The sequence below is a fragment of the Methylobacterium sp. WL9 genome (assembly GCF_008040035.1).
Lineage (GTDB): Bacteria > Pseudomonadota > Alphaproteobacteria > Rhizobiales > Beijerinckiaceae > Methylobacterium > Methylobacterium thuringiense.
This window is the reverse complement of the sequence record NZ_VRVE01000091.1, coordinates 1-15,999: the sequence shown is the minus strand read 5'-3', so window position 1 is coordinate 15,999 and position 15,999 is coordinate 1. Positions and strand designations below refer to the sequence as shown.

Genomic DNA, 15,999 nt, shown 5'->3' with positions numbered 1-15,999 from the left:
GAGCGCGCGGCGGCGCCGGCGAGGAGGGTTCTGCGGGCGGTGCCCGTGGTGGCGCGGCGGGTCGCGAGGACGGCAAGGCCGGTGCAGCCGGCGAGAAGAGCGGCAAGCCGGGTGCAACCGGTGAGAAGGGTGCAGCGGGCGAGCGCGACGGTAAAACCGATCGCGGCGATCGCGACGGCAAGGGCGACAGGGACGGCAAGGCCGACCGTGGTGATCGTGACGGCAAGGCCGATCGCGGCGACCGGGATGGTAAGACGGATCGTGGTGATCGCGAAGGACGCGGCGGAGCCGGAGAGCGCGCTGGTCGTGGCCAGGCCGCAGGCGCCTCGCGCAGCCTGAGCACGACCCAGCGCACCGAGTTCCGCTCGACCCTTGCCCGCGGAGGCGTCCGCCCGCTGACCAACGTGAACTTCAACGTCAGCGTCGGCACGGCCATCCCGCGCTCGGTTCGGCTCAACCCGCTGCCGGCGGCGATCCTGACCCTGGTGCCGGCCTATCGCGGCTACGACTACGTGCTCGTCGGCGACGACATCGTGATCATCGATCCCGACACCTACGAGATCATCGACGTGATCCCGGCCTGATCATCGATCGATCGAGACCAGAGGGCGGGGCTTCGGCTCCGCCCTTTTTCGTGCCCTCAGCGCTGGCGTTCGAGCAGGCCCGAGACCACGCGGGCGGTGTAGTCGACCATCGGCACGATGCGGGCGTAGTTCAGCCGCGTCGGCCCGATCACGCCGACGACCCCGACGATCTTCTGGTCGCCGTCGCGAAACGGCGCGGCGATCAGCGAGGAGCCGGAGAGGGAAAACAGCTTGTTTTCCGAGCCGATGAAGATCCGAACGCCGTCGCCGCCCTCGGCGCGCGAGAGCAGCTCGATCACGTCCTTCTGGGTCTCCAGGTCGTTGAACAGCAGGCGGATGCGTTCGAGATCTTCCACCGCGCGCAGGTCGTCGAGGAGGTTGGCCTGGCCGCGCACGATGAGCTGGCGCGCCTCCGACGGCCCGACGGCTGTTGCGAGTCCCGCATCGACGAGGCGCTCGGTCAGCACGTCGATCTCGCGCTTCATCGCTTGCCGGCCGGCCTCGATGTCGAGGCGCAGGGTGTCGAGGGTGCGGCCTTGGAGGCGCGCGTTCAGGTAGTTCGAGGCCTCCTGCAGGGCACCCGTGGGCAGCCCGGGCGGCAGGTCGACGAGGCGGTTCTCGACGCCGCCGTCGACCGACACCAGCACCACGAGGGCACGGGCCGGGTCGAGGCGCACGAATTCGATATGCTTGAGCTGGGCGTTCGCCTTGGTGGTCAGCACCACTCCGGCGCCGCGCGAGATGCCGGACAGCAGGCTGGAGGCCTCCGCGAGCGCGCTGTCGAAGGTATGGCGGGAAGCGGCGGCGCGCATCTGCGCCTCGATCCGCGTCTTCTCCTCCTGGCCGACATCGCCGAGCTCCATCATCGCGTCGACGAAGAAGCGCAGGCCCTGCTCGGTCGGCAGCCGCCCGGCCGAGGTATGGGGCGCGAAGATCAGTCCGGAATGCTCCAGGTCCGACATCACGTTGCGGATCGAGGCGGGCGAGAGCGCCATCGGCAGGATTCGCGCGAGGTTGCGCGAGCCGAGCGGCTCCCCCGTGGTGAGGTAGCTCTCGACGATCTGCCGGAAGATCTCGCGCGAGCGCTCGTTCAGCGTCGCCAGCGCGAGCGCTTGCTGATGGGAGGAGAGGAAGGGGCTGTTTTCGGTCACGTTTTCAATCCTGACCGACGATTGTGTCCGGCCGTGGGTCCGGGATCAATCCGTTCGTACGGGACCACCAATGCGGAACGCCGCCCGCCCCGAAAGGACGGACGGCGTTGGGTGACGCATTCGCTCGATGGATCAGGCGGCGAGGCTGCGCGGCTCGTGCCGGCCTTCCTTCACCTCCTCGATGATCTTGGCGCAGAAGGCGTCGAGATCGCCGGGATTGCGGCTGGTGATGATGCCGCCGTCGGTCACGACCTGCTCGTCGACCCAATGGCCGCCGGCATTGACCACGTCGGTCTTGATCGAGCCGAACGAGGTCAGCTTGCGACCCTTCACCGCGCCGGCGTCGATCAGCAGCCACGGTGCGTGGCAGATCGCGGCGACGACCTTGCCCGAGGTCAGGAAGCTCTTGATGATCTCGAGCGCCTTCGGCTCGAGCCGCAGCTTGTCCGGGTTGATCTGGCCGCCGGGAAGCACGAGGGCGTCGTAATCGCTCGGATTCACGCTCTCCAGATCCTTGTCGACCGTCACGCTCTTGCCCCAGTCGGTCTTGTCCCAACCGCGGATCGCGTCCTTGGACTGGCGGGACGTCGGCGCGGCGACATGCACCGTCGCGCCTATTTCAGACAGTTTCTCCTGCGGTACCGTCAGTTCGCTCTGCTCGAATCCGTCGGTCGCGAGAATGAGAATCTTGGTCTGGCTGATGTCCGGCATCGGCAATACTCCATCAATGTTGGGTGTTGCCCGGCCAACGAGGCGCTCCGAACCATGTTCCCGCGGCAATTCGCAACAAGATCGTCCCGGAACCCCGGCGTTGCTCGGAGATTGCTCCTGCATCCCCACAACCGATCGAGGAGCTGCGCCATGGCCAATCCCGGCATGCCGACCCCCGAACCGTTTCCCGGCGGCAACATTCCCGGCGACCTTCCGCCACCGGTCGAGCCCGGCGATCTGCCGGATATCGGACCGACGGGCCCCCGCACGCCCTATCCGGTGAACGATCCCGATATCGACGAGCCCATGGGACCGGGCTCCGAGCCGGATTACCTGCCCGGCGGCCCGAGCGATCCGGGTATCCGGCTCTGATCGCGCCCCATCGAAGCTAACGAGGCCCTTCGCGCAGCAATCCGGCGCGGAGGGCTTTTTCGTTTGCGGTCAGTGCCCGCCGTGGGAGGTGCGCACGTCGCGGGGGGCGGCCAGGATCTCGGCGAGGCTGGTAGCGACGTGCCGGGCCTCCTCGTCGGTGAGTCGGAGCTGGAACGGCGGCAACGCCCCGGCCTGCAGCGCTACCACGGGCTGACCCTGTTCGTCGGTGCCGACCTCGATCGCCGAGGAGGTCACGTCGAGCATCGCGATGTCCTCCTCGTTCAATTCCTCCGGCATTTCGGGCTCGTCGCCGTCGTCGATCGCGGTCAGCAATTGACCCACGGCGCGTACGAGCGCCCGGGCGGCCCGGGCATCCATCACGACGGCGGTCGACTGCTCGTCTTTTTGAAAAGACAACTGAATGTTCGCGCCTTCGAGGGAAACCGAGATGCCCGCCATGGAATGCCTAACTGCTTGGAGCCGAACCGTATATGGACCGGCGCTCGCGAAAACGACAGGGCTGCATGGCCGCCGCGACCCCGCGGCCAACGGGTTTCGCGCCCCGGAAAGCGTCCGCACCGTCTTGTTGTGGCCGCTTCGATCCTCTACATGGCGGACAGCGGGTCTTAAACGGATCCGAGCGCGCATGATTCAAGTCGCCTCGGCACCCGCTCATCCGACATACCGACGGACACGAACCACCATGCTCGCGCCGAGCAGGCGCTTGCCCGTGGTTCGTCAGAAATACGACAAGGAACGATTACGTGAATACCGGTACTGTTAAGTGGTTCAACGAGACCAAGGGCTACGGCTTCATCCAGCCTGACGATGGTGGCAACGACGTCTTCGTGCACATCTCGGCCGTGGAGCGGGCAGGGTTCCGCAGCCTCGCGGAAGGCCAGAAGGTCTCCTACGAGGTGATCACCGACAAGCGCAGCGGCAAGGACGCTGCCGGCAACCTCCAGGCGGCCTGACGCCTTCCCCGATGCCGGCCCTCAGCGCCGGCATCGGACCCGGAAGCGGACAGCGTCCCACTTCCGAAGCGGACCCCGATGCAGCCCCAGGCGGCCATCGGATCGACGGCCACCACGGTGCCTCGGCAATTGCCACCGAGCCAAACGACCGTGCGACGGGCTGCCGTTCATCGCGACGTCATTACAAACAATCAGAAACGAGGTCGATCTCGAGACAGTCGAGAAACACGACCGCAAGAAAGCCAAGAAAAATACAATGCAGTTCGAGTACACACCCCGCCGTTCCGGCCGTTCGCCCGTCACCGACGCGACGACGTTCCGGGTCGAGCGGTTGAGCCGGGGCGCCTTCGACAGCGCCGTCCCCGCCGACATCACCCACCTGATCGACCGGTCCTACCGGTATCACTCGCCGCGCGAACTGCGCTGGCATCTCGCCGAGCGCCTCGGCATCACCCCCGCCGCAGTCCGTCTCAACGAGACGAGCGCGCACCGGGTCTGACGTTCAGCCCGCGGCCCTGAGGGCCGCGAGCACCGGTTCGCAAAGCGTGCCGGGGGCTGAGATCAGCTCCCCATGCCGAGGTTCCGGCCGATTGTAGCGGGCGGGTGCGCCGTCGAGATCGCAGACCATCCCGCCGGCTTCGCGAAGAATCAGGTCGGCGGCGGCGAGGTCCCAGTCGCGCGAATCCTTCGAGATCAATCCGAGATCGATGACGCCCTCGGCAACGCGCGCCACGCGCAACGCCAGGGACGGGATACGGTCGACCCGCGTCAGCTCCGGCGGAGCGCCGCGCTTGGACGCGCCGCGCAGCAGCCGGTCCTGAAGCGGTTTCGGCCCGGTGACGCGGATGCCGTCGAGCGCGCCGGCGCCGGAGGCACGAATCGGCGCGCCGTTGAGGCTCGCGCCGCCGCCGGCGGTCGCCTCGTAGAGCGCGTCGAGCACCGGCCCGAACACGAATCCGATCACCGGCTCGCCATGCGCGAGCAGCGCCACCGCGATCGACCAGTCGGGATGTCCCGACAGGAAGGCGCGGGTGCCGTCGATCGGGTCGACGATCCAGACGAGTTCGCTGGTGAGCCGGACGGGATCGTCGGTGGTCTCCTCGGAGAGCCAGGCGGCGCGTGGCTCGATCTCGCTCAGGCGCACCTTCAGGAAGGTGTCCACCGCCACGTCGGCCTCGGTCACGGGCGAGCCGCCCGCCTTCGACCAGACGTTCGCACTGGTCTGGCCACCCGCGCGAAAGAACGGCTTTGCCAGCGCCGCCGCCTCGAGGACGGCCTCGCGGGCGCGCGGAAGCAGGGCCGCGACGAGGTCGCGCGTGTCGGCGGGGAGGACGGTGTCGGCCATGCGGTCCGGATGCTGTCGCCGCGGGGATCCGAGGGAGGCCTCGTTGTAGGCGGCATTCGCCGGCATCCACAAGGATCGCGGCGCAGAACCCGATACGATCGACTTGGCGCAATTACAGCAAGGATCCGTTGAGCATTCCCGGCGCAATGCCGATCTCCACGATCGCTTAACGCTCGCTCTTAAGCCACTCTGAGGAGGTTAGACGCGATTGTGCTTGTCATGACGAGCGGTCCGACAGAGGCCGCCGACCGAAACAGGGCGTCGACAGGATGAAGACTTTCTCTCTCTCCGACCAGCACTGCCCCGCCGACACGCAGGACGAGCTCATGCAGGACGGCGTCGCTCTGTCGACCGTGGACCTCGCCTTCGACGCGAGCCCGCTCCCGATGATCGTCCCCGGCGAGGCCGCCGGGATCGCCCTCGGTTTCGCCCCCGGCGAATCGGACGATTGCGGCGAGGACCGCTTCAGCCTTCTCCTCGTCGATGCGGAGGGCGAGGTGCTGGTCCGTCTCGGACCGTTCGGCGAGGACGACGTCGTCGCGATGTGGCGCGACTTCGCCGCCAAGTCCGGCCTGCCGCGCATGATCATCCGCGAAGGCGGCGGCCTCGCCACCGTCTCGCGTCAGCTCGGCCGGGTCACCCTCGGCAACACCCGCCAGCGCCGCCGCCACGGCCTCCTCAACGGCCGCCGCCCGCGCTTCCTGGTGCGCCGCAAGTCCGCCCGCCTGCCGGCCCGCCCGCAGATCTATCGCAATGAGAACGAGATCATCGCGCGCTCCTGAGACTCAGGCGCCGACAAGTCCCTGCCAGACCGAGTCCGCCGCGAGACCCGCGAACAGGATCAGGCCGGCATCGCGGTTCGACCGGAACAGCGTCAGGGCAGCGAGGCCGTCGCGCGGCTCGAGCCGCAGGGCCTGCCGGGCGAGATGGCCCGCGAACAGCGCGAGGCCGAGCCAGCCGAGAACTCCGGCTCCCGCGAGCCAGAGCGCCGGCACCATGAGCAGCACGGCGGCGCCGTAGCAGACGCCCACCGCGAAAATCAGCCGGTTTCCGAACAGGCGCGCCGAGGAACTGATCCCGGCGATCTCGTCGTCCTCGATGTCCTGCACGGCGTAGATGGTGTCGTATCCGACCACCCAGGCGATGGTCCCGGCATAGAGCCACCAGGCCGGTGCATCGAGATGCCCGAACAGGGCGACCCAGCCCATCAGCGCCCCCCAGGCGAAGGCGAGGCCGAGCACCGCCTGCGGCATCGGCATCACCCGCTTCATGAAGGGGTAGATCGCCACGGGCAGCAGCGAGGCCATCCCGACGAGGATCGCGACGCCGTTGAACTGCAGCAGCACGCTCAAGCCTACGAGCGCCTGCGCCACCAGGAAGACGGCGGCGGCACGCGTGCCGATCTGGCCCGAGGGCAGCGGGCGCGAGCGGGTCCGCTCGACGCGGGCGTCGAGGTCGCGGTCGGCGATGTCGTTGTAGGTCGAGCCGGCCCCGCGCATGGCGACGGCGCCGATCAGGAACAGCAGCAGGTGCCAGGGATTCGGGCCGGTGCGATCGGCCGCGGTCGCGGCCAACGCCGCCGACCACCAGCACGGCAGCAGCAGCAGCCACCAGCCGACCGGCCGCTCGATGCGTGCGAGCCGCAGAAATGGACGCCAGCCGCGCGGGGCGAAGCGATCGGCCCAATGGCCGGCGACCGCGTCGGCGACGCGCCCCGAGGGGGGCAGGTCGCGGCGGTTCGCCTCCGCAGGTTCGTCGGAGGGCACGGATCCGGGACTGGGGCGGTGTCTGTCTACGACGGAACCGCCTTACAGGGCGCCCTGGGGCATCTTGAAGCTGCCCTGCAGGCCCGGCCCGCCGAGGAGACCGCCACCGCCGCCACCCTCGCCGCCACCGCCGGCACGAGCCTGGGCTTCCATCTTGGTGACCTGGGCGGCCATGCCGCAGACCTTCGAGCGGATGCCGCCGACCTTGTCGTTGTCGGTCTTGAAGCCCTGCGCGAAAGAATCGGGGATCGAGCACCATTCCTTGTTGGTGGCAATCCACTTGATGCCGGTGACGCCGTTGGCATGGAGCTGGCCGAACAGCGCGCAGGCCGCGGCCGGCGTCATCTTCTGCTTGGACTGCGAGGCGGCGTTCGCCTTGGCGACGAGGTTCTTGCGGTCGTTGAGAGTCTTCTGGATGGCGTTGCAGTCGACGCCGGCCTGAGGGCCGACGGACTTCGCCGACGGGACGCCCATCGGAGCGGAGGGGGCGCCCATCCCCATCGACATCGAAGGGGCCGCAACGGCGGACGGCTCGGCGGCAGCGCCTGGAGGCGCATCGCCGGGGGCGACCGGCATCTGCTCGAACATGCTCTGCGCGAAGGCGGGGCTCGCCGCGAGCAGAATGCTCAGCGCCCCCACCACGGCCGGGATGGTCTTCGACGACATGATCCCGTGCGACATCCTCTTCGACATGACCCTGGTATCCCTCTCCCCACTGCCGCGACCGAGGCGCGTGCCCCCTCAGGCCGACGGCCTCCGGCTTTCCTCCGGACCGACGCACGCGGCGCTCGATCGCTGACGGACAGCCTGTCGGTCTCGATGACGGCCGATTCCGCACAGGAATGTGGCGGCTTTCGCGTCATGGGCATCGGAACGGGGATGGTGCGGCCGACTCGGTGGAAACCGGCGGGACGTGATGTTTTTGCACCACGGCCGATCGCGTTGACTTGAGAACGGCCTCACGCGAGGGAGGCCGGATGGCGGCATACGACTTCACCGCGCCCCGGCTCCATGTCGAGGCGGAACTCCGGCAGGGCCTCGTGCTGCCGCTCGAGCGGGCCCAATCCGGCTACCTGCTGACCGTGTTGCGCAAGGGGGAGGGCGACAGCGTCCTCCTGTTCAACGGGCGCGACGGCGAGTGGCGCGCCGTGATTTGTCCAAGCGGCCGCAAGAGCGCCGATCTGCGTCTCGTGGAGCAGACGCGGCCCCAGCCCGCACCGCTCGACCTGCATTACCTGTTCGCGCCGCTGAAGACGGGCCGCCTCGACTATATGGCCCAGAAGGCCGTGGAGATGGGCGCCGGCCTGATCCGGCCGGTCTTCACGCGCTATACCCAGGGCGAGCGTATCAAGCTCGACCGGCTGCGCGCCAACGCGATCGAGGCGGCCGAGCAATGCGGCATCCTGGCGATCCCCGAGATTGCGGAGCTGACCCGGCTGCCGGCCGCCCTCGACGCGCTGGAGCCCGAGCGCCTGCTGGTTTTTTGCGACGAGGATGCCTCGGTGTCAGACCCGGTGATGGCGCTCCGCGCAGCTTGCAACCCCGCCGCGCCACCGCCGCTTGCGGTACTCGTCGGCCCCGAGGGCGGCTTCGCCCCCGAGGAGCGCGAGCAGGTCGCCGCCCGCCCCAACACCGTCGCGCTGTCACTGGGTCCCCGCATCCTGCGCGCCGACACCGCCGCGGTCGCCGTGCTGGCCCTGGTGCAGGCGGTGCTCGGCGACGCGCGCTGAGGGGCGCAAATCGACCCCACGTTGTCCGCTCTTGCGCCCTGGCTTAAGGACACGACATCTCACTCGGGCCGGCTGCGGGCTCTGACCGCGGCACGCTGCGGGCCGCCGCCTGCGTCCGTTTCGTCCGAACGCTCCGTCCCGGGAAGCCAGCGCATGGCGCGCGATACGTCCGACACGACCCCGCTGACCTCGCGGGCCGAGTTGATCGAATGGTTTTCCGTCGGCGAGAAGCCGCCGGAAGCCTTCGCCATCGGCACCGAGCACGAAGCGATTCCGTTCTATCGCGACGGGCACAGCCCCGTGCCTTACGAGGGAATGCGCGGCATCCGCGCGCTGCTCGAGGGATTTGGGCGCGAGACCGGCTGGGAGCCGATCCTGGACGCCGGCAACATCATCGGGCTGGCCTCGACCCGCGGCGGCGGCGCGATCTCGATCGAGCCGGGCGGCCAGTTCGAGCTGTCGGGTGCGCCGGTCCCCGACGTCCACAAGACCATGAGCGAGTTGCGGGCACATCTCGCCGCGCTGATGTGCGCCGCCGACCCGCTGGGCATCGGTTTCCTCGATCTCGGGATGAGTCCGAAATGGACGCGGGACGAGACCCCGCTGATGCCTAAGAGCCGCTACCGGATCATGCACGGCTACATGCCGAAGGTCGGGACGCTCGGCCACGACATGATGCTGCGCACGGCGACCGTGCAGGTGAACCTCGACTTCTCCTCCGAAGCCGACATGGTGAAGAAGCTGCGTGTGTCGCTGGCCCTGCAGCCGGTGGCCACCGCGCTCTTCGCCAACTCGCCCTTCACCGACGGCCGGCCGAACGGCTTCCTTTCGCGCCGCTCCGAGATCTGGCGCGACACCGACCGCGACCGCACCGGCATGTTCCCGCAGGCCTTCGAGGAGGGTTTCGGCTACGAGGGTTACGTCGACTGGCTGCTCGACGTGCCGATGTACTTCATCAAGCGCGGCGAGACCTATCACGACGTCTCCGGTGCCTCCTTCCGCAGCCTGATGCAGGGCCGGCTCGACCAGCTTCCCGGCGAGTTCGCTACGGTCTCGGATTGGGCGAACCACGCCTCCACGGTGTTCCCTGAGGTGCGCCTCAAGCGCTTCCTGGAGATGCGCGGCTCGGATGTCGGCAGCCCGGCGATGATCGCCGCGCAGGCGGCCTTCTGGGTCGGGCTGTTCTATGACGGGTCCGCCCTCGATGCGGCCTGGGACCTCGTGAAGGACTGGAGCGCGGAAGAGCGCGAATGCGCGCGGGCCAGCGCGCCGCGCCTCGGCCTCGCCGCCTCGCTCGGCGGCAAGAGCCTCGGCGCGGTGGCGGCCGAGGCCCTCGCGATCAGCCGTAGCGGGCTGCAGGCGCGGGCGCGGCGCGACGGCACCGGACGCGACGAGACCGTCTTTCTGCGGCCGCTCGAAGCGATCGTGGTCGCCGGCCGAACCCATGCCGAGGACCGCCTCGCGGATTATGACGGCCCCTGGCAGAAATCCGTCGATCCGGCCTTCGACGCCTGCACGTTCTGACGGCTTTCGCGATCCCGGCTTTCCGCGGCCGGCGGGGCCGTCATGTACGTGGCGACACGCGAAGATGACTGAGATCTCCGGAGGGCGGGAACGCGGATCGCGGCAGCCGGATTATTTCGTTGGTCTGATCAACCGACGGAGACATGACACCATGTCGCGAATCAGTTCAGTCGCCCTCGCCGGCCTCACCGCCGCCGGCCTGACGGCAACCACCCTTCCGAGTGTACAGGCGGCTCCCTTCCCGGCGGCGACATCCACACAGGTCGTCGGCGCCGGCGGCGTCATCGACCATGTCGGCTGGCGGCGGGGCTATTACGGCCCCCGCTATGGCTACGGTTACGGCTATCGCCGCCGCAACATCGGCGGCGCGCTCTTCGCCGGGGCGGCGCTCGGACTGATCGGGACGGCCATCGCGGCGAGCGCGGCCCCCCGCTACGGCTACTACGATGACGCCTATGCCCGGCCGGTCTACGGCTATCCGGCCTACGGATACGGCGGCTACGGCTACCCCTACGGCTGGTAGCGGCGCGCGGCCGGCTCGTCTTTCGCTCGCCGACGGCTCCGGCCGCCGACGGGTTCTTTCGTGCTATGGCCGGCCATGTCCGACGTCACCGAGGCCGTGCCGGTCCCCCTCGACCTGACCGGCCTGAAATGTCCTCTGCCGGCCCTGCGCACCCGCAAGGCCCTGCGGATGCTCGTGCCCGGCGGCCGGCTCGCGGTGACTGCGACGGATCCGCTCGCGGCGATCGACATTCCCAACGCGGCCCGCGAAGAGGGCGCTCTCGTGGAAGAGGAGGCCAGCGAGGGGGCCGTGATGCGCTTCGTGATCCGCCGCGGCGCGGCCTGACGAAAAGCCACACTCCGCGAGGTTCTGCGACCTACCTGGCTCGCTTGCCTCATTGGCGCACGGTTCGCCCCCTAGGGCTCCGGCGACACCGCCACTACCGGAGACGCCATGGCCCCCGCGATTCGAGGCACCCGTACGGTCCATGAGGGCTGGAGCACCATCCTCGTCGCCGACCTGACCATGCCCGACGGCAAGCGCCACACCCGCGAAATCGAGGATCACGGCCGGGCCGTCTGCGTGCTGCCCTACGATCCCGAGCGCAGGGTCGCCCTGCTGATCCAGCAGTTTCGCGCGCCGGTCTTCTTCGCCGAGGGCGTGACCGAACTGCTCGAAGCGCCCGCCGGCCTGCTCGACGAATCCGATGCCGAGGACGGGGTGCGCCGCGAGGCCTACGAGGAAGCCGGCGTCCGGCTGTCCCGTCTCGATCCGGTCTCGTCCGTCTGGAGCATGCCGGGCATTTCGACGGAGCGGATGCAGCTCTTCCTCGGCGCCTATCGCGCGAGCGACCGCACCGGTGCCGGCGGCGGCCTGCCGGACGAGGGCGAGGACATCACGGTGGTCGAGATGCCGCTCTCCACCCTCGCGGCGATGAGCGACAGCGGCGAACTCACCGACCTGAAGACCCTCGCGCTCACCTTCGCCCTCAGGCTCAGGCATCCCGGCCTGTTCACCGAGGCCTGACGGGGCCGGCGCGATCGTTCATCCGAACACGTGGAGGCGGCTTCAGGACTCGGGCTTGGTCCCCGGGTGAAGCAGCCATGCCGCATCCCGGCTGTGCCGGCCCAGGGCCGAATCCAGCGTCTGACGACCGCGCGACGCGGCCGCGATCTTCAGGAAGCGCCACGAACGCAGGAAGTAGCGCGGAAACAGCCGGCGCGGCGCGTGCAGGAACCGGAAGAACCATTCGAGGCCGAGGCGCTGCATCAGGACGGGTGCCCGCGGAACCAGCCCGGCGGCAACGTTCAGCGCCTCTCCGATGGCCAGCGTCACCGGGTTTCCGAGATCCGCTCCGTAGCGGTCGACCCAGATCTCCGATTTCGGCGCGCCGACGCCCATGATAAGCAGCGTCGTACCATGGGCCCGGATCTCGGCGGCGAGACGGCTCGAACAGGCCTCGTCGGTTTCGAACCCGAAGGGCGGCGTCGCCACCCGCACCGCCTCGGCGGGCAGTCCGGCCTCGACGAAGGAGGCCGCGACGCGCGCGCCGACGACGTCTCTGGACGACATCAGGAAGACGCGCCGGCCCGCCGGCTGGGGCATCGCGAGCGCGGCGGCGATCAACTCGTGGCCGGTGATGCGCCGCACGTTGCGCTCGCCACCGAGCCGCGCCAGCCAGACCAGCGGCATTCCGTCGAGGGTCCGCACCGCGGCACCGTCGTAAGCCTTCCGAAACGCTGCGTTTTCGGACAGAATGACGATGTGGTCCACGTTGGCCGTGACGACGAGGCGAGGACGCGAGTGCGGCAGAGCCGCAGCCGTCGCGATCACCTCTTCGGCACTGGCCGTGGTGAATGTCGTTCCGAACAGGCGAACACTCATGCCGACGATTCCAACGAGAGGCCTCTGGAGCCCGGCCGTCTCGTCGCTGGAACCAGACGACGCAACAGGTCGGACTTCGACGGCATTTTGATACGAGCGTGCGTCGACGGGGCTGGAGCGGCACGCCGATGAACGAAGTCGAGCAAGGCTGGTCGCATGCGCGAGACCGGCAGCTGTGGCGCCTCCTCGCGCGCACGGTGCCGGGAGGACGCGTGCCGCTGACCGGGCGCAAGGCCGTCGCCAGCATCACCTTCGACGACGTGCCGGAGAGCGCGGCCACAGCCGGCGCCGCGATCCTCGACCGGCACGACGTGCGCGCGACCTACTACGTCGCGGCGGCGCTCTGCGGTCGCCAGGATCGCCACTGGCGTCTTGCCGGGCGCGATCGGATCCGCGAGTTGTCTCGCGCCGGACACGAGATCGGCTGCCACACCGCGCGCCACGTCAACGTGCAATCCCTGCGCGGCCAGGACCTCTTGCGCGAATGCGACGTCAGCAGCGCCATGATCGCCGAAATCTGCGGCCGGGCGCCGCGTAACTTCTGCTATCCGTTCGGCGATGTCGGCTTGGCGCAGAAACGCCTGCTCGCCGAGCGGTTCGAGACCTGCCGCACGATCTACGAGCATCCGAATCTCGGGCGCGTCGACCCGGCGATGCTCGGCGCCTACGGATTGTTCGACTCGGTTCTCGACCGCCGCCGCCTCGTCCAGATCGTGCGCCGGACGATGGCGCGGCGCGGCTGGCTGATCCTCTACACCCACGACGTCGCCGCCGAGCCGACGCCGATGGGCGTGACCCCGGGTTTCCTCGAAGAAACCCTCACGGTGCTCGCCGAGCATGGTGTCCCGCTGCTCACGGTGGCCGAAGCCGCGCGTCATCACGGCCTCGTCGCTGCGGATTGACCGGGACGGCGATGTCGTCCGGCGCCGATCGCTCGCGGCCGGGGGCCGCAGGGAGGACGGGGGCGGCTCATGCATCGGCGGCCCGCAGGCTGCGCGGGTCGGGGGCCGGGCGCCGGACCGTCCTGGCGCGCTTGCGGTCGCGGTCGGCGCCGAGCATCAGGGCGATGCCGGCTCCGAGCAGCAGGCCGAGGACGAGGGCGGCCGGCAGCGCCACGCGCGGCGAGGGCGGCCACGAGCGCATCCGGGCCGGAGTCGCGCTGGAGATGACGCGGACGTTGGTGTTGTTCAGCTGCTCCTGCTCGCCGGCCTCGCGGGCGCGGCGCAGGAACGCCTCGTAGACGCTGCGGCGCGATTCCAGGGCCCGCTCCAGCTCGCGCAGGCCGACATTGGCCCGGTCGTTCGTGGAGAGATCGGTCTTCACCTGGGCGATGCTCTTCTTGATGGCCGCTTCGCTCGCCGCGGCACGGTCGTAATCCTTGCGCGTCGCCTCGATGATGCGGGTCTTCTCGACCTGGATCAGGCGCTGGAGGTCGCGCTGCTGAGCCTCCTGCTCGGCCATCGCGGGATGGCGCGAGCCGAGGCGGGTCGCCAGTTCCGCGGTGTTGCGGGAGAGCGTCGCGTATTGCTGGCGGAGCGCCTGCATCTCGAGGGACTGGAGCATCTCCGGCAGGGCCGTCCCGGCCTCGCCCGCCGTCATCTTCTGGGCCTGGTCGAGCCGGGAGCGGGCCTCCGCGGTGCGGATCGAGGCGGTGACGAGCTGCTGGTTGAGGTCGCCGAGCTGCTGGTCGCTGAATGGCCTGCCGCTCGACGTCGCGAGCTTGTTGGTCTCGCGGTAGCGCACCACCTTGCTCTCGGATTCCTCGACGGCCTGGCGGAGCGCGTTCAACCGCGCGGAGAGGGATTCGGAGATGCGCTTGGCGGCTTCGGTCCGGGCGGTGGCCTCCTCGGTGAAGTAGGCCTCGCCGATGGCGTTGGCGATCGCGGCGGCCTTCTGCGGATCCCGCGACTGAACCTGGACGTCGATGACGAAGGTCCGCTCCGGGCGGCGCACGACGATCTTCGTGCGCAGCGTGTCGAGCGCCATGTTGATCGGATCGCGGCTCCCCGCCGGCGGCGTCATCCCGAGCGCCGTCTTCAGGAAGGACACGAAGGGATTGGTCGAATCCGGCTTCGTGAATTCGTCGTCGCGGTCGAGAGACAGTTTCTCGACGACCCGGCGCAGGACGTTGTCAGACTGGATCACCTTGGTCTGGCTCTCGGCCATCGAGACGCCCGCATCCGACTGGGGCGAGCGGACCGTCACGTCGTTGTCGACGCCGCGCAGGTCGGCGGGATCGATCAGGACCTGGATGCCCGACATGTAGGACGGCGTGAGCATCCCGAGCACGGCGATGGCGACCGCGACCATGAACAGGCCGGACAGGACGATGAAGCCCGTGCCGCGCCACAGCCGCCGCCCGAGCGCGGACAGGCTCAGGCCGGGCGAGGCCGCCTCGGGCATCACCATCCGCACCGGTTCGCCGCGCAATGGACTGGCGAAATCGAACATCTCACTCATGCCTCGGTTCGACCCGCACCGCCTCGGTCAGGGACGGTCGGCGTGTCGGCGCTTGTTTCGTCTCGTAGCGGGATGTCCCGTGACGGAACATCCGCTCAACGAATGGGAAACCATCCGCAATGCGGGTGCCAAGACGATCTTCTCACTGAGCTGCAACATAGCCCCGTGAATATGGCTCGCAGGTTGACGTGGCGAGCTGCGAAAGCCTCAATCGCGAGTAACGTTAATAATCCCCCTCGACGAAGATTCACGTCTTGGTCCGGCCGAGCTTTACAGGCCGGACGGAGACTGCCGGCGGATATCGTTTATGCCGGTTTTTCAGCGATCGCGCCGGTCATGCGCCGCGACATGCGCCGGTAAGATTTCGACAGTCCGGCGCGTTCCGGATCTGCGTCCAGGCGTCGCTACGGGCGGTTCAGGCCGGTGGAACGATTGCTGCCGGGTCGCCGCCATAGGCCGACGCGCCCTCGCCGAGGAACCTGTGGAAGCGGATGGCATCCGCCGCCGCGAGCGCGTTCCAGCGGGCGACGTTCCCGCGCGAGGCTGCGGCCGCAGACGCGAGGCTCCCGTCGCGGGCGAATCCGATGAGCGCACGCGCCGACCCCTCGGGGTCCTCCGGGCGGATGAACAGGCCGGAGCGGCCGAGCACCTCGGCGAAGACCGGACCCGTCGGCGCTACCACGGGCAGGCCGCCATGCTGGATTTCGAGCAGCGGCAGCCCCAGCCCTTCGGCCTTGGCGGTCGAGAGCAGGAGGTGGCAGCGGCCGGCGAGGCTGCGCAACCCGGAATCGTCGAGATAGCCGTGCAGCGTCAGGAAGGCGGGCGGCGCATCGAGGAAGGTCTGCCGGCCCCAGCCGACGCGGCCGACGATGTGCAGTTCGGCCGGAATGCCGGCGGCGACGAGCGCCGCGGTCAGCGCGACGGCGGCCCCATAATCCTTGCGCGGCTCGATCGTGCCGATCGCCAGCAGGCGCAGGGGTTCGCCCGCCACGTAGG

General features: G+C 69.1%; 20 protein-coding genes. 11 read left to right on the top strand and 9 right to left on the bottom strand.

Translation table 11 applies throughout. From position 1 onward, the window contains the following. On the top strand, positions 1-584 hold a 584-nt coding region (locus FV217_RS19245; protein ID WP_147818929.1), incomplete at its 5' end, for a DUF1236 domain-containing protein. Between the two features lie 56 nt (positions 585-640). Here FV217_RS19245 and hrcA read toward each other — a convergent pair. Both hrcA and FV217_RS19235 read right to left on the bottom strand, forming a co-directional pair. Next, positions 641-1,735, bottom strand: a complete 1,095-nt coding sequence (gene hrcA, locus FV217_RS19240) for a heat-inducible transcriptional repressor HrcA (RefSeq protein ID WP_147818928.1) — start codon at positions 1,733-1,735, stop codon at positions 641-643. 132 nt (positions 1,736-1,867) lie between these two features. Beyond that, positions 1,868-2,446 carry a type 1 glutamine amidotransferase domain-containing protein gene (locus tag FV217_RS19235; protein WP_147818926.1) on the bottom strand — a complete coding sequence of 193 codons (579 nt, stop codon included), beginning with the start codon at positions 2,444-2,446 and terminating at the stop codon, positions 1,868-1,870. A gap of 150 nt (positions 2,447-2,596) precedes the next feature. Here FV217_RS19235 and FV217_RS19230 point away from each other — a divergent pair, with 150 nt between their 5' ends. After that, positions 2,597-2,818 (top strand): hypothetical protein, encoded by a 222-nt coding sequence (locus FV217_RS19230; RefSeq protein WP_147818924.1) that lies wholly within the window; start codon positions 2,597-2,599, stop codon positions 2,816-2,818. A 69-nt stretch (positions 2,819-2,887) separates the two neighbouring features. Here the strand turns inward: FV217_RS19230 and FV217_RS19225 are convergent, their stop codons facing one another. Continuing rightward, positions 2,888-3,277 (bottom strand): hypothetical protein, encoded by a 390-nt coding sequence (locus FV217_RS19225; protein WP_147818922.1) that lies wholly within the window; start codon positions 3,275-3,277, stop codon positions 2,888-2,890. Positions 3,278-3,582: 305 nt separating this feature from the next. Between FV217_RS19225 and FV217_RS19220 the strand changes: the two genes are divergently transcribed. Together FV217_RS19220 and FV217_RS19215 are read left to right on the top strand one after the other, a co-directional pair. Beyond that, positions 3,583-3,792, top strand: a complete 210-nt coding sequence (locus tag FV217_RS19220; protein WP_147818920.1) for a cold-shock protein — start codon at positions 3,583-3,585, stop codon at positions 3,790-3,792. A gap of 256 nt (positions 3,793-4,048) precedes the next feature. Further along, complete coding sequence (locus FV217_RS19215) at positions 4,049-4,291, top strand: AsnC family transcriptional regulator (RefSeq protein WP_147818918.1); 243 nt, start codon at positions 4,049-4,051, stop codon at positions 4,289-4,291. Between the two features lie 3 nt (positions 4,292-4,294). Here FV217_RS19215 and FV217_RS19210 read toward each other — a convergent pair whose 3' ends face one another. Then, positions 4,295-5,137: a 3'(2'),5'-bisphosphate nucleotidase CysQ gene (locus tag FV217_RS19210; RefSeq protein ID WP_147818916.1), complete on the bottom strand. Its 843-nt coding sequence runs from the start codon at positions 5,135-5,137 to the stop codon at positions 4,295-4,297. Between the two features lie 269 nt (positions 5,138-5,406). Between FV217_RS19210 and FV217_RS19205 the strand changes: the two genes are divergently transcribed. Further along, positions 5,407-5,919, top strand: coding sequence for a DUF6101 family protein (locus FV217_RS19205; RefSeq protein ID WP_147818914.1), 513 nt, complete (start codon positions 5,407-5,409; stop codon positions 5,917-5,919). A 3-nt stretch (positions 5,920-5,922) separates the two neighbouring features. Here the strand turns inward: FV217_RS19205 and ubiA are convergent, their stop codons facing one another. Both ubiA and FV217_RS19195 read right to left on the bottom strand, forming a co-directional pair. Further along, positions 5,923-6,903, bottom strand: a complete 981-nt coding sequence (gene ubiA, locus FV217_RS19200; protein ID WP_246682995.1) for a 4-hydroxybenzoate octaprenyltransferase — start codon at positions 6,901-6,903, stop codon at positions 5,923-5,925. A 42-nt stretch (positions 6,904-6,945) separates the two neighbouring features. Beyond that, positions 6,946-7,596, bottom strand: coding sequence for a hypothetical protein (locus FV217_RS19195; RefSeq protein ID WP_147818912.1), 651 nt, complete (start codon positions 7,594-7,596; stop codon positions 6,946-6,948). Between the two features lie 284 nt (positions 7,597-7,880). Here FV217_RS19195 and FV217_RS19190 point away from each other — a divergent pair, with 284 nt between their 5' ends. From FV217_RS19190 to FV217_RS19170, 5 genes are all read left to right on the top strand, one after another. After that, positions 7,881-8,633, top strand: coding sequence for a 16S rRNA (uracil(1498)-N(3))-methyltransferase (locus FV217_RS19190; protein ID WP_147818910.1), 753 nt, complete (start codon positions 7,881-7,883; stop codon positions 8,631-8,633). A 153-nt stretch (positions 8,634-8,786) separates the two neighbouring features. Then, the gene (locus FV217_RS19185) at positions 8,787-10,157 is read left to right on the top strand and encodes a glutamate--cysteine ligase (RefSeq protein ID WP_147818908.1); all 1,371 of its coding nucleotides are present in this window, start codon (positions 8,787-8,789) and stop codon (positions 10,155-10,157) included. 151 nt (positions 10,158-10,308) lie between these two features. Then, complete coding sequence (locus tag FV217_RS19180; RefSeq protein ID WP_147818906.1) at positions 10,309-10,680, top strand: hypothetical protein; 372 nt, start codon at positions 10,309-10,311, stop codon at positions 10,678-10,680. Between the two features lie 75 nt (positions 10,681-10,755). Next, complete coding sequence (locus FV217_RS19175) at positions 10,756-11,004, top strand: sulfurtransferase TusA family protein (RefSeq protein WP_147818904.1); 249 nt, start codon at positions 10,756-10,758, stop codon at positions 11,002-11,004. A 108-nt stretch (positions 11,005-11,112) separates the two neighbouring features. Continuing rightward, positions 11,113-11,685 carry an NUDIX hydrolase gene (locus FV217_RS19170; protein ID WP_147818902.1) on the top strand — a complete coding sequence of 191 codons (573 nt, stop codon included), beginning with the start codon at positions 11,113-11,115 and terminating at the stop codon, positions 11,683-11,685. Between the two features lie 42 nt (positions 11,686-11,727). Here FV217_RS19170 and FV217_RS19165 read toward each other — a convergent pair whose 3' ends face one another. Then, on the bottom strand, positions 11,728-12,543 hold the full coding sequence (locus FV217_RS19165; protein WP_147818900.1) for a WecB/TagA/CpsF family glycosyltransferase: 816 nt from the start codon (positions 12,541-12,543) through the stop codon (positions 11,728-11,730). A gap of 128 nt (positions 12,544-12,671) precedes the next feature. On the opposite strand from FV217_RS19165, the gene FV217_RS19160 reads away from it, so the two are divergent. Then, a complete protein-coding gene (locus FV217_RS19160; RefSeq protein ID WP_187272638.1) occupies positions 12,672-13,445 on the top strand; it encodes a polysaccharide deacetylase family protein in 774 nt (257 codons plus the stop codon). A gap of 67 nt (positions 13,446-13,512) precedes the next feature. Here the strand turns inward: FV217_RS19160 and FV217_RS19155 are convergent, their stop codons facing one another. Both FV217_RS19155 and FV217_RS19150 read right to left on the bottom strand, forming a co-directional pair. Further along, positions 13,513-15,003, bottom strand: a complete 1,491-nt coding sequence (locus FV217_RS19155) for a GumC family protein (protein ID WP_246682985.1) — start codon at positions 15,001-15,003, stop codon at positions 13,513-13,515. Between the two features lie 415 nt (positions 15,004-15,418). Then, positions 15,419-15,999, bottom strand: a 581-nt coding sequence (locus tag FV217_RS19150) for a glycosyltransferase (protein WP_147818896.1), incomplete at its 5' end; no start/stop codon positions are given.